17 protein-coding genes are annotated in these 16,647 nt (G+C 39.5%); 6 read left to right on the top strand and 11 right to left on the bottom strand.

The annotated features are described in order from the left end of the window. Positions 1 to 696: 696 nt before the first annotated feature. The 3 genes from F7734_RS46685 to trpE all read left to right on the top strand — a co-directional run bounded on the left by F7734_RS46685 (position 697) and on the right by trpE (position 4,989). Positions 697 to 2,706: a DICT sensory domain-containing protein gene (locus F7734_RS46685; RefSeq protein WP_155751144.1), complete on the top strand. Its 2,010-nt coding sequence runs from the start codon at positions 697 to 699 to the stop codon at positions 2,704 to 2,706. Between the two features lie 178 nt (positions 2,707 to 2,884). Next, a complete protein-coding gene (locus F7734_RS46680; protein WP_155751143.1) occupies positions 2,885 to 3,316 on the top strand; it encodes a photosystem I reaction center subunit II PsaD in 432 nt (143 codons plus the stop codon). Positions 3,317 to 3,453: 137 nt separating this feature from the next. After that, entirely contained in the window at positions 3,454 to 4,989 is a 1,536-nt protein-coding gene (trpE, locus tag F7734_RS46675) for an anthranilate synthase component I (protein ID WP_155751142.1), read from the top strand. 76 nt (positions 4,990 to 5,065) lie between these two features. On the opposite strand, the gene F7734_RS46670 is transcribed toward trpE, so the two are convergent. Both F7734_RS46670 and F7734_RS46665 read right to left on the bottom strand, forming a co-directional pair. Continuing rightward, positions 5,066 to 5,329 (bottom strand): type II toxin-antitoxin system RelE/ParE family toxin, encoded by a 264-nt coding sequence (locus F7734_RS46670; protein WP_155751141.1) that lies wholly within the window; start codon positions 5,327 to 5,329, stop codon positions 5,066 to 5,068. Continuing rightward, on the bottom strand, positions 5,322 to 5,603 hold the full coding sequence (locus F7734_RS46665; protein ID WP_155751140.1) for a hypothetical protein: 282 nt from the start codon (positions 5,601 to 5,603) through the stop codon (positions 5,322 to 5,324). Before F7734_RS46665 ends, F7734_RS46670 begins: the two co-directional genes overlap by 8 nt. A gap of 601 nt (positions 5,604 to 6,204) precedes the next feature. Between F7734_RS46665 and F7734_RS46660 the strand changes: the two genes are divergently transcribed. Beyond that, positions 6,205 to 6,789 (top strand): YqhA family protein, encoded by a 585-nt coding sequence (locus F7734_RS46660; RefSeq protein WP_155751139.1) that lies wholly within the window; start codon positions 6,205 to 6,207, stop codon positions 6,787 to 6,789. A gap of 57 nt (positions 6,790 to 6,846) precedes the next feature. Here the strand turns inward: F7734_RS46660 and F7734_RS46655 are convergent, their stop codons facing one another. The 9 genes from F7734_RS46655 to F7734_RS46610 all read right to left on the bottom strand — a co-directional run bounded on the left by F7734_RS46655 (position 6,847) and on the right by F7734_RS46610 (position 15,790). Next, positions 6,847 to 7,056, bottom strand: a complete 210-nt coding sequence (locus tag F7734_RS46655) for a hypothetical protein (protein ID WP_155751138.1) — start codon at positions 7,054 to 7,056, stop codon at positions 6,847 to 6,849. Positions 7,057 to 7,102: 46 nt separating this feature from the next. After that, complete coding sequence (locus F7734_RS46650) at positions 7,103 to 7,564, bottom strand: DUF4279 domain-containing protein (protein WP_166482583.1); 462 nt, start codon at positions 7,562 to 7,564, stop codon at positions 7,103 to 7,105. A gap of 131 nt (positions 7,565 to 7,695) precedes the next feature. Next, complete coding sequence (locus tag F7734_RS46645) at positions 7,696 to 11,346, bottom strand: helicase-related protein (protein ID WP_155751136.1); 3,651 nt, start codon at positions 11,344 to 11,346, stop codon at positions 7,696 to 7,698. 51 nt (positions 11,347 to 11,397) lie between these two features. Then, positions 11,398 to 11,844, bottom strand: a complete 447-nt coding sequence (locus tag F7734_RS46640; RefSeq protein WP_155751135.1) for a hypothetical protein — start codon at positions 11,842 to 11,844, stop codon at positions 11,398 to 11,400. Positions 11,845 to 11,851: 7 nt separating this feature from the next. Next, positions 11,852 to 12,280: a type II toxin-antitoxin system antitoxin SocA domain-containing protein gene (locus tag F7734_RS46635; protein ID WP_155751134.1), complete on the bottom strand. Its 429-nt coding sequence runs from the start codon at positions 12,278 to 12,280 to the stop codon at positions 11,852 to 11,854. 586 nt (positions 12,281 to 12,866) lie between these two features. Further along, positions 12,867 to 13,880 carry a PstS family phosphate ABC transporter substrate-binding protein gene (locus F7734_RS46625; protein ID WP_155751132.1) on the bottom strand — a complete coding sequence of 338 codons (1,014 nt, stop codon included), beginning with the start codon at positions 13,878 to 13,880 and terminating at the stop codon, positions 12,867 to 12,869. A gap of 330 nt (positions 13,881 to 14,210) precedes the next feature. Further along, positions 14,211 to 14,711, bottom strand: coding sequence for a XisI protein (locus tag F7734_RS66465; protein WP_155751131.1), 501 nt, complete (start codon positions 14,709 to 14,711; stop codon positions 14,211 to 14,213). Positions 14,712 to 14,765: 54 nt separating this feature from the next. Next, positions 14,766 to 15,290, bottom strand: coding sequence for a hypothetical protein (locus F7734_RS46615; RefSeq protein ID WP_155751130.1), 525 nt, complete (start codon positions 15,288 to 15,290; stop codon positions 14,766 to 14,768). Further along, the gene (locus F7734_RS46610) at positions 15,287 to 15,790 is read right to left on the bottom strand and encodes a DUF4365 domain-containing protein (RefSeq protein WP_155751129.1); all 504 of its coding nucleotides are present in this window, start codon (positions 15,788 to 15,790) and stop codon (positions 15,287 to 15,289) included. Before F7734_RS46610 ends, F7734_RS46615 begins: the two co-directional genes overlap by 4 nt. 141 nt (positions 15,791 to 15,931) lie before the next feature. On the opposite strand from F7734_RS46610, the gene F7734_RS46605 reads away from it, so the two are divergent. Further along, positions 15,932 to 16,174 carry a DUF433 domain-containing protein gene (locus F7734_RS46605; RefSeq protein ID WP_155751128.1) on the top strand — a complete coding sequence of 81 codons (243 nt, stop codon included), beginning with the start codon at positions 15,932 to 15,934 and terminating at the stop codon, positions 16,172 to 16,174. Further along, complete coding sequence (locus F7734_RS46600; protein ID WP_155751127.1) at positions 16,158 to 16,532, top strand: DUF5615 family PIN-like protein; 375 nt, start codon at positions 16,158 to 16,160, stop codon at positions 16,530 to 16,532. Before F7734_RS46605 ends, F7734_RS46600 begins: the two co-directional genes overlap by 17 nt. Positions 16,533 to 16,647 lie beyond the last annotated feature (115 nt).

Here is a 16,647-nt window from a genome sequence, read left to right as displayed (position 1 = left end):
ATTTCCCCCCTTTATAAGGGGGGATTAAGGGGGGTAGGGGGCTTTGTGTAAGTCCTATTTATCAATATTTATTTCTTACAAATTTTATAAGAAGAGTGACATATGACATTTTGAGCCAATATTTCTGTGTTCATTTGCACAAATTGTAAAATGTGAATATGGGTCAGAATAGACTAAAACATAGCAACCATTAACATATAAGCATAGATTTGAATCTTGCTCTAACTTATTTCTAACAGATTAAGTGGAAATTTTTTTAATGTTCTAAAAAATAATAAAGAGATTTTTGAGCAACAAAATTGCTAGCTCAATTACAGATTTTGACATTTGAAATACGCGTAGGGCAAACACTGCCTACCATATCCGGATGACACTTCACCTCGTTTAATTACTTGCCACTACCTAAAGTAGATCCTGGTGAACTATATTAGATTATGCAAGTCAGCTATTATTGAAACTTCCCAACATTAGCCGATGGATAACGAAAACGTACCATGGTTGTGGTATGCGTCTTCTTTATATCTCGAAGACTCACTCCCTATGCCCCGCCGCCGACTCCTCATTGTTTTTATAAAAAGGAGTTTTACAATTCTTTACATATTGCAACCATTTTATTAACAAAAGAGTCCGTTGTAATTTGTACAATGCAGCTGTGACATGGATTTTATCTGAGATTGTGGCTACTAAAAGACATTGATGAGCATTTCGACTTCCATGCTGAGTGAATTGCTACAGGCTCTACCCTACCTGCGGCCCCAGATATATTTTAAAGCTTCGTTAACGGCGCTCTCCCATGCGATGGAAGATCAAGTTTTGGCTGCAAAATTGGAGCAGCCTTTAGTGATCGCGAGCTTTCAGCGAGAGAGATTTTACCGCCAAGAGGCTCATCGGTATCAGAGGCTAGCTCAGCGAAGCAATCAAATATACGTACTATCAGCACCAGAAACGGACTTTACCAATAGTTCCGAGTATTATGAAAAAATTGCCTTTGAACCAGAAGATGCTTTGAGTCAAGAGTGGCATTTAGTGGTCATAGCTCAAAACTACGCGACTTGTCTGGTTTGTCGGGAAAGCGTTGGATCTATAACCAAAAACAAAAAACTGCGAGAGAACACTCCCTCGTTAGACATGGATACAGCGCGGAGGTTTGAAGGAATTTGGACAGCAGAACGAGGTGTCAGTCTGAAAGCCGCCGACTTGCTACTGAACAGAATTTTGGAATACAGACCCGAACTGTTGGACAAAATTGAACAAGCACGTCAAAGGTTTGGGCTGTCCGAGAACAGAGGTGAAGCTACAGTAATACACAGCAGCGAATATGCTTGTAATATCGATACAGACCCCTTTGTTCAACGCTTGGTGACTTATTTACAAGCAAGTCAGTATAAATTACATAAAGCTTATCGTTCTATTTCAGGCCAAGCACGAAAAGAGCGTTTAGTCAATTCTATTGGTACTGCCATTAGGCGATCGCTCAATCCTCAAGAAATTCTCAAAGTCGCAGCGCAAGAACTCGGACAAAATTTAGAAGCTTGCCGTTGTTTGATATACCGCGCTCAAGCAACAGATGTTCACGCCAAAATAGAACACGAGTTTTTAAGCCCTGGAGTCCCATCCATTTTAGGAGGACCTTGGCCTTTGGAAAACAACCTCCTGTTTCGAGAAGTGGTACTGCAAAACGATGGTGTTTGTGTTATTGATACTCGAACTGATTCTTACATTACTAGTTCCAAAGCACTTTCAAAACTTGTTAAAAAACACGGAATTCTGTCTTGGCTGATGGAACCCGTGTTCTACCAGGGACGGTTGTTAGGTATTGTTGAACTCCATTATTGTAAAGAAACCATACATGATTGGCAGACTGGGGACTTTGATTTAGTAGAAGCGATCGCCACACAAGTAGGAGTCGCGCTGATCCAAGCAGAAGCATATGCCAACTTAGAGGAACTTAACCAGCAGTTAGAAGCCCTCGATCGCACGCGCAGTAATTTGATTGCAATCACCGGTCACGAACTCCGAACTCCCCTATCCACAATACAGGTGTGCTTGGAAAGCCTTGCTACCGAACCAGATATGCCGTTGGAATTGAGACAGGTGATGCTTAACACAGCGCTTTCTGACTCAGAAAGAATGCGAAAACTGATACAAGATTTCCTAACTCTTTCAAACTTAGAAAGCGGAAGGGTAGAGTGGCATCCCGAATCACTCACCTTACAGGAGTGCGTTGATTTAGCCTTAAGCCGCATCCGCAGTCGCTTCGACAACGAAAATATCCCCACAATTAAAACTCAAATTGCACAAAACCTACCCCTAGTGAAAGCTGATGGTGATTGGCTGGTAGAAGTTTTAGCAAAACTGATAGATAATGCGTGTAAATTTACACCTGAAGATGGCAAAATCACAGTTAAGGCCGAGCGCAACAATCAAAAAATGGTTGAGGTCACAGTAGCGGATACCGGGCGGGGGATTGAACCGAATCGGCTAGAAATTGTATTTGACAGATTTTATCAAGAAGAAGGGGCATTGCGGCGTACCACTGGTGGAACTGGTCTGGGATTAGCAATTTGCCGTCAAATTGTCAATGGTTGGGGCGGAGAAATTTGGGCAGAATCCGGAGGCAAAAACAAAGGCAGCCAGTTTCACTTTACCATACCCATCATAGAGAGCAGCCAAGAGCAAAAACCTTCAAAAGTCAAGAGTAAATAATTGAAGAGCTAATGGCTAATTGCTCATTGCTAATGGCTAATTGCCAAGTTCTATAAGCCATTAGCCATTAGCCATTAGCCATTAGCAATTACCAAAAACTGTTACAGTCTATGACGTAATCGCAATATAAGGCTAGCTGCGGTGATAGTATGCCCTAAAAACGTTGAGAGAGAACTCTATGGCGGAAACACTTTCTGGACAAACTCCCGTTTTTAGTGGTACCACTGGCGGCTTGCTCAAAAAAGCAGAAATAGAAGAAAAGTACGCTATTACTTGGACTAGCCCCAAGGAACAGCCCTTTGAACTACCCACTGGTGGTACTGCTATCATGCGCCAAGGAGAGAACCTGCTATACTTGGCTCGCAAAGAGTATGGCATCTACCTGGGCGGTCAAGTATTCCGGAAGTTGAAAATCACAGACTACAAAGTTTATCGGATTTTCCCCAACGGAGAAATTCAGTATATCCACCCAGCTGATGGTGTCTTTCCAGAAAAAGTTAACCAAGGTCGCGAAAAAGTTCGTTATAACGACCGTAGAATTGGTGAAAATCCCAGCGCCGCTCAAGTTAAATTTAGCGGTACGGCTACCTATGATGCTCCCAATTCATAGTTAATTGTTAGTGGTTGGTGGTTAGTAGTTAGTCGTTAGTAGTTGGTAGTTGGTCGTTAGTAGTAACAATCAACCATTAACTACAGCCACTAACCACTAACCACTAACCACTAACCACTAACCACTAACCAATCATTATGATTTTTCCAGAATTCTCCGAGTTTTCCGAGTTAGCTAAAGAGGGCAATTTTGTTCCGGTTTACCAAGAATGGGTGGCAGATCTCGATACACCAGTGTCTGCTTGGTACAAAGTATGTGCGGGTCAACCTTATAGCTTTTTGCTGGAATCCGTTGAAGGTGGAGAAAAACTGGGACGGTATAGCTTTGTGGGTTGCGATCCGTTGTGGGTTTTAGAAGCAAGGGGGGATTGCGTCACTCAAACACACCGCAATGGTTCTCAGGAAGTTTATGAAGGTGACCCCTTTGCGGCTTTGCAAGCTTGCTTGGAACCGTATAAACCAGTGAAATTACCTCAATTACCTCCAGGGATTGGGGGTTTATTTGGTTTTTGGGGCTATGAATTGATTCATTGGATAGAGCCGCGAGTCCCAATTCATCCACCTGATGAAAGAAATATTCCCGATGGATTGTGGATGCAGGTGGATAGCTTGTTGATTTTTGACCAGGTGAAGCGGAAAATTTGGGCGATCGCATATGCTGACTTGCGCGATGTCGAAACGAAGAATGGGAAAGCCTTAGAACAAAAGTACCAACAAGCGTGCGCTCGCGTAACTTATATGGTTAGCAAGCTGTCTTTGCCCGTGTCGCCGCAAAAGACTATTCTAGAATGGACGCCACCAGGAACAAACAAATCGGAAAAAGGAACGGGAATTGAGGAGTACAAGAGTAACTTCACGCGCTCGAGCTTTTGTGCCAGTGTTGAGAAAGCAAAGGAATATATCAAAGCAGGAGATATATTTCAAGTCGTTATTTCCCAAAGATTGACAACAGAATATACAGGTGACCCCTTTTCTCTTTATCGATCGCTTCGGCAAATCAATCCTTCGCCTTACATGACGTATTTTCACTTTCAGGATTGGCAAATTATCGGCTCTAGCCCGGAGGTGATGGTAAAAGCAGAACTGGATGCAGAAGGAAACGCGATCGCGACTGTGCGTCCTATTGCGGGAACACGTCCGCGAGGTAAAACTCCCCAAGAAGATGCAGCAAATGCTCTTGATTTACTTCAAGACCCCAAGGAAATTGCAGAACACGTCATGCTTGTCGATTTGGGACGGAACGATTTGGGGCGAGTTTGTCAAAGTGGGACTGTGAGAGTTGATGAATTGATGGTCGTTGAGCGTTACTCTCACGTGATGCATATAGTGAGTAATGTTGTGGGTAAACTTGCACCAGGAAAAACAGCATGGGATTTACTGAAGGCGTGTTTTCCTGCAGGAACAGTCAGTGGCGCACCCAAAATCCGAGCCATGGAAATTATTTATGAGTTGGAACCCAGCCGGCGCGGGGTGTACTCTGGGGTTTATGGGTATTATGATTTTGAAGGACAGTTGAATAGTGCGATCGCAATTCGGACGATGGTGGTTCGGAATAATATGGTGAGCGTGCAAGCTGGTGCTGGTTTGGTTGCTGATTCCGATCCGGAAAAGGAATATGAGGAGACGTTGAATAAGTCTAGAGGTCTTTTGGAGGCTATTCGCTGTTTGCGATAAACTTAAGAGTATAGGAACCGCAGATGAACGCTGATAAACGCGGATGAGGAGTTGCACCTCATTCAGTTGAAATCTTCTATAAATCGTAGACTTCACCACGGTGAGCGATTGTATATACCAATACCTGCATAGCTTCTTCATCTATTGAGTAGACAACTCGATAGTCTCCTATTCGATAACGGAAGTAACCGGAATAATTTCCCTTAAGCGGTTTAATGTTTGGGTGAGAGCGGGGATTGCGCTCCAACTGCTCCAGACACTTAGCTATTTTTTTGGCAAGCGCTTTGTCTGCGGCTGCGTAGAATGCTTGTGCATCGGAATACAAGATAACTTCATACATCCGAGCGAATCGTTCTCCAATTTACTAAATGAGTTTTGGGAGTTACTTCTCGGTTCTTCTTAAGCCTTTCTAACAGCCCTGGAATTTTTTCGAGTTCCTGAGTTGCTTCCTCGCTCTCTTTATCTGCAAGGTAAGCTGCAAAATCAGCCACCACTTGTAATCTCTCTAGAGATAGCTGTTTTAAGTACTGGTTGATTTGTTCTTGAATTTCTATCGCTTGAGAAAGTGCGATCGCTTCAGGGTTCTCTTCAATGTTGTTTTCAACTTTCTGCATTGTATCTTCCATTATACAAACCTTAGTTTTTGCCAATTATAGCTTTTCTATGATAACTAATTATAGTTGCTAACATTTGCATGGTTTATTCTATGAGTGAGTACTTCCTTTTGAGTTGCTTAAAAGGCGTAACACAACCTTCAGAAACGTCTTTTTTTCCTCTTTCAAAGGATTTAACTAACCCAGGAGTGCCTTCAAGTTCCTGAGTGGCTTCCTCACTCTCTTTATCTCAAGGTAGGCGGCAAAGTCAGCAACAACTTGTAACCATAAGGTTTTTAGTGGACATTGCCCATAAAGTACTGACAATTTTTCATACATCAGGTTATGATTCCTATATGAGTACAAATTATATTTGCTAAGTAGGTAGGTTAGAAAAAACTCTTATACGTTTTGGCTAATTTGTTACCAGTTTATCCAGGTTGGTTATCGGGGAAAGACACGAGGCATACTGCGGGGAGTATGCGGGATATTGTATCGAAGGTGATGCTAAGACCCTAGTATCCATCTACCTTCCTCAAATATTAGATCGCGTTTGTCACCCAATTGTTACAAACGCTGAAAATCTCAGATAACAAGGTTTTGGAGTAAAGAGATTAATAATATGCTTTTGAGAAATATCGTTCAGAAGATTTTTCTTGGCTGTCAAGTATCGATTCTACTTCCTGTCATTTGTTTATTATTGGCAGGGTTTACACTCTTAGTATACGGCGCTGTTCAAACTGTCACCACAATCGGTATCGCGCTCGGCGTAGGTAATGTATCTAGCAAAGAAGCAAAGATAATGATTATATCGTTTATTGAAATCATTGATGTGTTTCTCCTTGCAACAGTTTTCTACATTGCAGCGTTGGGACTCTATGAACTTTTTATTGACAATCGCGTCAAGGTGCCTGCCTGGTTAGAGATTCGTAGCATTGATGACCTTAAAAATAAGCTTGCCAGTGTTGTGGTAGTGATCTTAGGTGTTGTGTTCCTTGGACAGGCAGTGAGGTGGGAGAGTGGAAGAGAAATCTTGCCCTTTGGATTGAGTGTTGCCTTGGTGATTGCAACATTAACCTATTTTCTAGGTGAAAAAACTAAAAGTGAACAAATGAAAAAACTTCTTAGTAGTAAAGGAACAAAAAACTTAATATACTCTAACTATGAAAATCAAGTAGAGGTTGCCAATAACAAAGATCAACACTAAACTTTGTTTAATATTGGGATGCTCCCTAAAGGTAAGGCTTTCAGAAATGGTGTGCAACTACAGCCAAAACTGGCGATCGCCTTCCAGCATATTCGAGGGATAAATCCCTTTTAACCGTAAGTAAGCCATGCGATCGGAACCGTATAATGGCATAGGTAAGCGTGGTGTCTGTAACGCTCCATGATGCAGTAATGTCAGTTTTTTATGATGGAACCGCTCCTCTGGTTTTTCTTTTAACGTAGTACCACGCTTGATTACTTTATTCAAAACAGTTACCGGGCTGCTCGATTAAGGTTGAGATGGTGCTTTTAGCTTAACTGTCAACTACCATAGTGGTAGATAATGAAGAACCAGGTTCTGGTTCTAAGTAGTCATCCAGCATAACAAGGATGGATATTTGGATAGATAACCCAGCAGATGCAGTAGCCGCAACCAGTTCTGGGGGTAATGTTAACCCACCCTGGTCTTCTTCTCGAATAGTGCTAATGTACAAATCAGCGTTGCAATTAGTGCGATCGAGTATTGCGAGATTAGATGAAATTTTTTGTAATGTAATAGCAACTTGTAGCATTTGGCTATCTCTCTCTTCCTCAGTACTATCAGTATCAAATTCGGCAAGTTCGAGTATCCATAGATCCACAGGTTGAACTCGCTTTTTTGAAACCCGCTCACCACGGCGCACAAATTTAGTCGGTTTAATTCCTAAAGTTTGTGTCAACTCTTCTGAAGAAGGGAGATCGCCTCCCAGTCGTAAAGATATTTGGGTTGTACTCACCTTATCCACCTCTATAACGTCTTGGAAAATCAAAATTATGCATTAAACATATTATCTATCCAAAAATTCTTCTGCCAATTCAAGTAGGGGCGCAACGCATTGCGCCCCTACGCCTGTATCTGATGCAAAATTCACACTGTTTCTTTTGAAAGAATCAAATTAATAACATTTAACTCATTAGAACTCAACAAATATTTGTCTGTAAAAATCTTTTGCCTCATTTCCTCCAAACTATAACTTCTAAAGACAACAAAAGGAAAATCTTGATAATTGTGACCGATGGGGAAAATATTCCCTACAGAATAGAGCGTCCGAATATAGGTAGCAAGAATCTCGCGAAAAGACTCATTTTTTGGTTCTTCTGGATTGCTCGAAAAATATTCACTCATAGCTTTACCGCTCATAAATGCAAATAAAGGAAAAGCATAATACCGATCTAAACACTTGCTACTCTGCTCGAACTTTTGTGTTCTATCAACGCCATCTCTAAGTTTGTTCGCTAACTCAATCGCATCCTTAATAGCAGAGCGCAAACTTTCTGGATAAGATTTACTGTAACTAATATACTGCATTTTCCGCCACAAATCTTCATTAGCATAGTTAGCAATATCCAGCATTGACATCTGGTAAGTTTCCTCTAAAACATTTTCTGGAATAGGAACAACTAATAAGCTTCCACTAATATAACCCAGTTCAATTTTTCCAAAATCTAATAACTTATCAAGACTGCTACAAATCTGAGAAAACTGGTTATTAAAAGACTTGCGTAAATCCAAATAATTAGATTCCGTAGTATCTCTAAGCACAAATTCTGCCTGACTAAACAATTGTTGTAATTGCGTGTAAACACTCTCTACTAAAATATCGCTTGGATTTCTCCTATGTACCTGCTTAAGCTCACTGATGAGATTTGCCATTTGTTCTGAAAAAGTTGCACCTACAGCAAATACAGATTTGCCACCTATCGGAATAATAATAAAATGACTTCTGCCAATTTTGCCAGAACCGAAAATCCTGGTCATTATCGAAGCTTTTAGAATCAACAATATATTTAAAAGATTGAGTACGCTTTCCTGTATGGATAACTGCTGATTTTGAAGTTCATCTTGATAGTAAACCGAACGTTCTGCTAAGTAAAAAATGAGTTCCTTATCTTGATTGTCAATTTCATCATCCCCACGTCCTCTATAAATCACCTGAATGACTTCCATGAGGTTCTTTTCAATTTGAAAGCTGGGAATTTCCACAAGAATATGTTTTGCTTTGGGAAAAGATAATCCTCTACTTCCAGAAGCTGTCATAAAAATAATTTTGACATCATTTTTATATTTATTAATCTGTTCTTTTTCTTCTTCGGGAATATTGGCGTGTATTTCTAAGTAATCTTGGAATAGCTGAAAATCTTCCTGTTGCTCTTTAATTCTGTCAATTAATTGAGCCAATCTTTGCTTATCTTGAATATAAACGATTGCTTGCTCAACGTCAGGATTGTTTAACAGAATTTTTATATCTCGAAAAATTTCGAATTGCAAGCTTTTTATGAAATTCTGCTTTTGCTGAAGACGTAACTCCTCATTAAATTGAGAAGATTCCACCACGACTTTATAGGTAATAGATAAACTACGAGCAGGATAGGAATTCGCATTAATAAGAGTTGCTGGCAAATGTTTAAATTTAAACTGTTTTAACATCAGAGGTTGAAACTCATCTGAAGCCTTGCGAAAATATATTTTATTAGGTTCGGGTGATTTATCAGCAAGGTGTTGGTTGATAATATTTTCATCAACAATTGAAGCATCAGCTACAATGACTTTGGTGTTAAATCCGTATTCGGGAAGCATCAAATTATAATTTGTTAATATTTTACCTATCCCATCTAAAAACTCTACTCCACTGTCATCTCCAGTGATTTCATCTATCATAATAAACAGATGCTTGATTTTCCGAGAAATGTTTTTCATTCTCTCTGGAATAACTTTATTTTCTTTTTTGTTAACAGCACTTCTAAAAATTTTCTCAAAATGTTTTAAAGTGTCATCTGTATAAGTCTTCTTTAAAGACTGTATTGCAACCGTAGCTACAATATTATTGGAACGTCCACTCTCTATAATTATAGATACAGCTTCGCACATACTATTCAAAACACCCCTCCCTTTCTGCTCCATATCTTGAAGCGAATCCTCTGTCTGTCTCTTGATTTTATTGGAACGTTTTCCGCGTAAATTCGGATTTCTTCTATCGCGGAAGTTTACAGACTGTGAAGAAAAATCTCCCTGTTGGCGATTCCAAAGGTATTGAACAGTATATTCTCCAGAGTTATTTGAAATGATAGTGTTATGTGTATTGAGAGCGAATATTCTATCATCACACAATTTCTGAGAATTTTGGTCTTTAAATTTCTCGATAATATCCAAGTTTACTTGTGTTCTGGGGCTAACGTAAAAGAAGAGAAAACCATCATTGATATGTTTTTTTAGAAAATTTACAATTGCTGTGGTTTTACCAATACCGGGATTTCCTGTTAAAAATAAATAAGTAACATTAGAGCCAAGAGCTTTTGTTATCAGTTCTGCATGGGCTTTTCTCAAGTTTAAACTCTCTGATAATCCTAATTGATTTACCAGTTCATCAGGAACCTTACCGACTGAATTGAAAAATCCATTGATTTGCTCTTGATGGGTAATAATATTTGTTTGATTTGGTTGAATTTCTAAAAGCCGATCTACAAAGTTTTTTCCATCGGTAAAGCTTTTATATGCACTTCGCTTAATTTGATTGAAAACTTGCAGACGAGCCGTGCTAATTTCTTTCCCACTGACATCATTTTTATAAATTTCATAACAATTTTTTAAAATAGCTAAATTGTCTGGGCGGACAGACATTGTGCTTAATCCGCGATCGCTATATCCTACTGCATGCAATACCACTGATGCTTCTTCTGGCAAAATGTTGTTTTCTTTTAAAAATTTATAAAAACTATGAAGATAACCTGCTGCTTGAATGAGCTTAGAGCTCTCTTTATCTTTATACTTAAAAGCTGTAAAATAGCTCTTTAAATCTTCTGAAAAATCCAACTCTAAAGATTCTGTATCTATATTTAATTGAGAAAAAACACTTTTTGAGCGTAGGTAATTAATATCTCCGAGCAACAAACGTCGGATAATTTCCACATAATCTAAATTTTTGACTTCTTCCTCTGTCCTGATAGAAAAAACAGATAAATCAACACACAAAATTTTTACCTGCTTCCGGTTACGTAGCAAAATAAGAGTATCTGCATTGATAAACTCCCCTTTTTTTCCCAGATTTAATTCCTTCCAGACATATTGTTCAATGCAGCGATCCATATCTTCTTCTTTCAATGCGTCAAACTGGCGCAAGACTTCCTTAAACCACTGTTCTGTATTTTTATTTTCGTAAGTTCCTATACTGTTATCACCGCTAAACTTACATTGATGATACAATATTTCTAGATTTCTTAATTTATTTGGCTTATCCCAGTCTATAGCTCTAATATATTCTCCAAAAAAGTTTAATCCACAAAAAAATCCTTTTTGTAGAAAAAAGATGCTCCACTTTTCGACAATTTCTCTCTCTAAAGAACCAACTATCTTACTAAGAATCTGTTTTAACATTTTAGGAAACTTGAGTTGCTGTAGTTCCTGAAGATACAAGTTCCCAAAATTGTGTTTAATTTGCTTCTCTTTTATATAGGCAAGAATCCCAATATTGAATCCAACTTCAAACAAACGCCCTAATTCTTCAGCTATATTAAAGGTCATATCATGAGAAAATTATATTTTATAAATATACGTTCAAACATCAGAAGTAAATCATGTGTTTTTGAGAATAGACGGGCAAACTTCATGTTCTGGATCCCACCACAAAAGAGTCAATACACCTAAATCTAGAATTCCCCATACTCTTTCTTTTCCTGAAAGCCGGAGTGAAACAAGTTCATCTATATCATCTTGTCCAATTTCACTTAAACGTGCTTGAGCTATTGAACACAAATCATTGACATTTACTAAATGATTAAATTTTTTACCACTCACAAGAATTTCTGCCCAAGTCATAGTTTCAAAAGAAGCAAGTTTGTCCTTAACATGAAGAAGCGTCTTGGTGTCTAACTTGTGCCAACCATAGGGACCTAGCATTTCAAGTCTAGAAATACGCCAAGACGGATTCATATTATAAAAGCTATTTGGTGAGGAAGCTATTTTAGGTTGCTTAGCAGAAGAGGGATTAACTTTTGTTTTTGGCTTTTTATTTTTACTCATGGCTTAATTACAAACTGCTGTAATATTCTGCCATTGCAGCATGAGTAATTTCTTGGTTCCCACGTTCTCCAAGCATTAATCCTTGACGAGCATTTATCCAAGGATCTTCTTTGTGAGTTAGATCGCTTAACCACAGAGAAGAACGATTGCCATAAAACTTAATGACTTCATCAATAGTTTCGCGTTGAGTTGGTGTAAGGTTGCCAGAATTTCCTTCAGGTAACTCTGAAACTTTAAATTGACCCCTATGGCTATTGTATAACGCGGGTACTACAGGACCGTTTGCCCACGCTTCAATTTTTTCAGGAAAAAGAGGTTCCTCATCCCAGACAAGAGACCAAGCTTGGGAGTAGTAAACAAGTTTTTGAAGTTTCATCGCCATTAATGGTCCTATTTTCTCTAAAATGTAGGATGCCACATCATGGACGTTTACCATAGTCCCCTCCTTGATTTGATCTTTGCGCCGAAACCAGCCTTAACGATATATAACTAAACACGCAATATCTCCTATACCCAAATTATAATACAAAATTACTATATCCTGTAAACGGTTAGCAACTGTTCTTTTTGGAATGGTTTTATAGCATTTGTAGGGGCGCAAGGCCTTGCGCCCCTACGATTGTTGACAATTGTTGAAAAGTCAGGTTCTAAACCGTTTTTGGTATAACAAACATATGAACGTAAAGTAGTACACCAAAAAGTCAAGTTCAAGTATCCACAGATCGACAGGTTGAACGCGCTTTTTTGAAACCCGCTCACCACGGCGCACAAATTTCGTCGGTTTAATTCCCAGAGTTTGTGTCAACTCTTCTAAGAGATTGAGCCAATCTTTTGCAAAATAAATTATCTAACTGGGAGAGGGAACTCTAAACTCTGAACTCTGGAGAGTGCTGGAATACAGCGATTTCAGTTGCTTTAAAAAATATATAAATATTTATACATAAGTACTTAACAGAGTGACACAGGAGGCTCCGCCTCCTTGAAGGCATTCCCAGCCTGAGGCTGGGAACGAGGTGGGGGACTTAAAACTCTTTTCGTTGCCGTAACAACTCCCCAATTGTCAGGTTTAGCTGAGACTTTCCGCCAAACACTGTTCCTACTTTACCCTTATGGAAGTGAACATAATCGATACGGTAAGCTTCTTCTGGTAAAGGTACGTAGCCCACAGAAGCTGATACTACGGGCGCTTTCTTCAGATAGAAATCGACAAACTGGTAAACCGCTTGTTTGTTTTCACCAGCCCAAGGATTTACATAAATAAATAAAGGTCTCGATAGCGGTTGATACTTGGCTTTTTCTACAGTTTCACGTGATGGTAGTACGGGTCCAGATCCGCTATCAACAGCTATTGCTTTTAACTTATCTTTATGTTCTTCAAGATAGGCATAGCCAAAGTAGCCCAAAGCATCTGCGTCTTTACTGATTCCCTGTGCTAACACTTCATCGTCTTCGCTAGCTGTGTAGTCACTGCGACTTGCTTTGGATTTGCCGACAACCGCCTCTGTAAAGTAGTCAAAAGTACCAGACTTGTTCCCCGGACCGTACAATTTTAAAGGACGGTTGGGCCAAGATGCACGTACCTGATTCCAACGGGTGATTTTCCCTTGAGCCGCAGGTTCCCAAATTTTTTTAAGCTCTGCTAATGTAATATCTTTTGCCCAATTGTTTTGTGGGTTGACAACTATGCTAAGGGCATCAAAAGCAATAGGGAGTTCTATATACCTGACATTGTTTTTCTTACAAGTTTCCATTTCCTCCTTGGCAATAGGTCTCGAAGCGTTACTAATATCTGTTTTTCCAGCACAGAATTGTTCAAAACCACCGCTCGTACCGGAAACATTGACTGTTACTTGTGCTTTACTATTTTGGGTTGACTGATATTCTTTTGCGATCGCCTGAGTTATTGGATAAACTGTACTAGAACCATCAACGCTAATTTTTTGTGACGTGGTTTGCGAATAACTGACTGGTATGGAGTAATGAGTAGTTATTGCCAACGCGCCAATTGCAAAAGCTAACTTGACTAATTTTTTCATTGACTTATTCCCACAGTGTTCAGAAGTCTATCCTTTTCTAGTCTTCATTACGAAACAAATTTTCCACGCACAAATACTCAGTGACTTGACTAAGCTGCTTAACAGTTTTGCCGCAGTCACATTGCTTTATTTACGAACATTTATATATCACGAATTGAAAGCAAAAATATTAGATTCAGGCGCAATTTGACCTAAGTTAACAATTTTGCTACAAAACCTACAATTCCCCCTGCAAGAACTAACCAAACGGAGTTAACGTTTTATTTAACACATACACATCTGGTTTAAAGAGGTTGCAAAAGAATAGTATCGTTACTCGATATCGAAATTCTATATTTTCAATGGCAGAAAAGTTGTATGATTTTGACAAAAATTATAAATACGATATTTGTTGCAAATTACCGGAGTATATATGGATAACATCAAAAATGAGAACACGTAGGTTGGGTTGAGGAACGAAACCCAACATTGACGACGTTTGTTAGGTTTCACTGTCAACCCTACTCCTGGTGACGGCTGAATTTCAGATTGGCTCTCAACTCCCACGCCAAACCCTGTAAATTGCCGAACAATTGGCGAACGATAGCCTAAAACAATATCACTCTTAGGAACACCAGCCTCAACCAATTGTTGAGCAATCCCTTCATTCGTACCATCTTGCTGAATCCAAATCTCATTCCCTTTAATATCGATATGAATCAAAGTTCCATATACCTGAACTTCATCCCGCCAACCAATAAACATAACCAGATAATGCCCGTTTGAGCGATCGGTGATGAACTCAATTTCTGTGCCTTCATCCACCGTAATAACAACAGCCAACAATTTCATTAAATGTTGGGTTTCGTTCCTCAACCCAACCTACGGTGTCTTAATTGCTATATCTCAGATATTATCTACTTGAAGATTGCGGGAATTTTTGAGAAGAAATATATCTTTATCTTTGATTAAATCTCCAGTACAAAGGACTGGTAACCGCTCTTGATATGCCTTAATAGCTAGTATATAATCACGGTCAGCTAATTCTGTTTTGATTGGACGCAGCCTATCAACAACTACGCCAAATAATGTAATTTCTCCACTCATCGTGTCAGCCAATGGTGTTTCAATGTGTGTGATTAACCCTTGAATGGTGATGTTAGGTACATTGGTAATGAGCGAGCTAAAAACTTGAATTTGAGAACGATTTTCTACTAAGGCAAGGGTTTCTAATACTTCTGCCATCCGCCTCTTAAAATCAACAATTTCTGGTTTAAGGGGGAGTAGAATTTCAAAACCGTCTAGAGTCCAAAGGTTGGCTTTGTCACCTTTAATTTGCTGTTGATGCCAACCTTGCGATTGAAGATAACTTGCCACTTGTTGGGGATCGATATATTGAAATTTTTCTACATCCAAGATAATAGCTGTCATAGTCGCTCTCCATCAGCAATGCGTTCCATTATCATACGAAGTGTATTGGGGCTAAATATATTTTGACGCTTAATGTCAACGGTGATAGTTGTTTGGTTATCAACTGGCGGATGTCCGCGCAGCGATAGCCAGTAACCACACTGTTTCAAGCATAGGGATTCTTCCGACTGAGATAGCCAGTCGTTGACATCATTTGGAATGATGACCAGGATCAAGAGTTGTGGTACGAAGGGGTCATCTTCGCGGAGTTCCTCATAGTTCTTGATACTAAGTGGGTATTTGATAGATACTTCTTTAGTCACAGCTTGGGATGTTGACTTAATCTGTACATCAAACCGAGGCAGCCGTTTAGAGTTGAGTTTTCCTGGTACAGTAATGGTGGCATCAATACCGCTATCATCTAATCTACGTGTGGCTGCTTGTAGGGAATAACCAGCAGCAGAGGTGACAGCATATACATAAGCATAGCTAAAATCTTCTTTTTGGGTGTTGAGGCTCATTACGTGCTTTGGGGGTTCCTGCGCTCAGCTTGTAACCGTGTCGTTGAAAATTGCGGGAGTTTTTGAGGAAAAATATATCGTTGCTGCGCTACTATTGTCAATGTTGGTAATTAAAGCTCAATTTTGCCTATAGTTATTCTAATGAAATTAGACCGGATCACCAGCAATCCCAATCGGATGAATGGACAGCCTTGCATTCGTAATCTTCGTCTTACAGTTCGTCGAGTCATTGAGTTACTAGCTACTTATCCAGAGCGAGAAGAACTGAGTCAAGAGTTCCCGGAACTGGAAGAAGAAGACGTTAAGCAAGCCTTAATTTTTGCCTCTTCCTACTTGGACGATCGCATTATTGAGCTACCTCAAAGCTATGAAACTGTTGCTTGATGAAGGATTACCACGCTCTGCAGCAGCAAGGCTAAGTAATGTAAATATTGACACAATCCACGTAAGCGAGATTGGACTATCCGCAGCCGAAGACGCAGAGATTATTCAAAGAGCAATAGAGGAAGATCGTGTTGTTGTGACGCTCGACGCTGACTTTCATACGTTATTAGCTCTTTATGAAGCAACTGTTCCCTCAGTTATTCGTATTCGCATTGAAAGATTACGTGCTCAAGCTTTGACAGATTTATTAGTAAAAGTGATTAATGAATGTTCGGAAGAGTTGCAACAGGGTGCAGCTGTGACGGTAGAGCCAAACAGGATTCGTGTTCGTCGCCTGCCATTATTGCCCGATCTTTGATATCATATCCGGTAGCATAACCATAATAAAAGTTTCATAATTTCCTAGCGCCTTTGCGCCTTTGCGTGAGTTTTATTCAGAGTATATAAGCGGACATAATATAACATATAAAGCT

It is taken from the genome of Scytonema sp. UIC 10036 (assembly GCF_009725235.1).
This window is presented reverse-complemented; position numbering and strand designations above follow the sequence as displayed.